A 1406-nucleotide genomic window follows, 5' to 3' on the forward strand; every position below is an offset into this window, starting at 1 on the left:
GATTGATATAAGAATACCTACAGAAGTTGAATATAAGCATTTTGGTGATATGGATAAAGAAAAAGAAACGCTGGCAGATTACTTATATAACAATCCTAACGAAATACTAGAGTATGACAATTTAAAAATTAGAAATGTAAATGTAGAGGTGGAATAAATGGCAGGCATAAGGACTAAAGTGAGAATAGACGGTAAGTTGATGACGCTTATTGATGCATCTGATAAATACGACATCAAAGTATCGACATTGATTACTAGGTACGACAGAGGGGCGAGGGGGAAAGACTTAATACAAAACGTAATAAAACCTAAGAAAGTAAAGATTGACGGTAAGATGATGACTGTTAGCGAAATAGTTAAAAAGTACAACCTAAGCAAAGGACTACTTAATTACAGGATAGCAAAAGGGCTAACGGGCGATGCGCTTATTGCGCCACCACAAGAAAAACCCCCTTCTAAATACACTGAATATGAAAATGAGCAGATGAAAAAGAAAGGACTCAAGCCCGAAATAGTTAGAAACAGAGTTGCGAAGGGTTGGGAGTTGTCGGAAGCTATTGATGCACCTTTCGGCATGAAGCTGAACGACTATAGAGAGATACAAATAACAAAAGCTTTGGAGCGAGAACGTACAATGGTTAGACAACAACGTAAAGAGGCTGAGCTAAGAAGAAAGAAACCACATTTGTTTAATGTACCTCAAAAACATTCACGTGATCCGTACTGGTTCGATGTCACTTATAACCAAATGTTCAAGAAATGGAGTGAAGCACAATGAGCGTAATCAGTAACAGAAAAGTAGATATGAATGAAATACAAGACAATGTTAAGCAACCAGCGCATTACACATATGGCGACATTGAAATTATAGATTTTATCGAACAGGTTACGGCGCAGTATCCACCACAATTAGCATTTGCAATAGGTAACGCAATCAAATACTTGTCTAGAGCACCGTTAAAGAATGGTCATGAGGATTTAGCAAAAGCGAAGTTTTACGTCGATAGAGTATTTGACTTGTGGGAGGGTTAACGATGGCAACCCAAAAACAAGTTGAATATGTGATGTCATTACAGGAGCAACTGGAATTGGAAGAGTGCGAAAAATATACAGACGAACAAGTTAAAGCAATGAGTCATAAAGAAGTTAGCAATGTGATTGAAAACTATAAGGCAAGCATAAGGAATGAAGAGCTATATGACGAATGTATGTCGTTTGGTCTACCTAATTGGTAAAAGGAGTGATGATCATGACAGATAACGCACGCAAAGAATACTTAAACCAATTTTTCGGATATAAGAGATATCTATATCAGGATAACGAGCGAGTGGCTCATACTCATGTAGTAAACGGCACTTATTACTTTCATGGGCATATCGTACCAGGTTGGCAAGGCGTGAAAAAGA

At 37.6% G+C, this 1406-nt stretch carries 5 protein-coding genes; all 5 read left to right on the forward strand.

The window, feature by feature from the left end:
* Window position 1: 1 nt before the first annotated feature.
* The gene (locus HMPREF3247_RS14860; protein ID WP_257245488.1) at window positions 2-157 is read left to right on the forward strand and encodes a DUF3113 family protein; all 156 of its coding nucleotides are present in this window, start codon (window positions 2-4) and stop codon (window positions 155-157) included.
* Complete coding sequence (locus HMPREF3247_RS13395) at window positions 158-778, forward strand: SA1788 family PVL leukocidin-associated protein (RefSeq protein WP_000907416.1); 621 nt, start codon at window positions 158-160, stop codon at window positions 776-778.
* On the forward strand, window positions 775-1032 hold the full coding sequence (locus HMPREF3247_RS13400) for a DUF3310 domain-containing protein (RefSeq protein ID WP_000111490.1): 258 nt from the start codon (window positions 775-777) through the stop codon (window positions 1030-1032). The genes HMPREF3247_RS13395 and HMPREF3247_RS13400 overlap by 4 nt, the downstream gene beginning before the upstream one ends.
* Window positions 1033-1034: 2 nt before the next feature.
* A complete protein-coding gene (locus HMPREF3247_RS13405) occupies window positions 1035-1235 on the forward strand; it encodes a hypothetical protein (RefSeq protein ID WP_000235327.1) in 201 nt (66 codons plus the stop codon).
* Window positions 1236-1243: 8 nt separating this feature from the next.
* Window positions 1244-1406: SAV1978 family virulence-associated passenger protein (locus HMPREF3247_RS13410; RefSeq protein WP_083324639.1), on the forward strand; the 163-nt coding region annotated here is incomplete at its 3' end.

Origin of the sequence: Staphylococcus sp. HMSC36A10 (assembly GCF_001838845.1) — a bacterium.
GTDB classification, from domain to species: Bacteria; Bacillota; Bacilli; order Staphylococcales; family Staphylococcaceae; genus Staphylococcus; species Staphylococcus aureus.

What these genes read in the sequence shown, in the direction of transcription:
- HMPREF3247_RS13405 (WP_000235327.1), top strand. Translation starts at nt 1,035, where the DNA reads ATGGCAACCCAAAAACAAGTTGAATATGTGATGTCATTACAGGAGCAA.
- HMPREF3247_RS13400 (WP_000111490.1), top strand. Translation starts at nt 775, where the DNA reads ATGAGCGTAATCAGTAACAGAAAAGTAGATATGAATGAAATACAAGAC.
- HMPREF3247_RS13395 (WP_000907416.1), top strand. Translation starts at nt 158, where the DNA reads ATGGCAGGCATAAGGACTAAAGTGAGAATAGACGGTAAGTTGATGACG.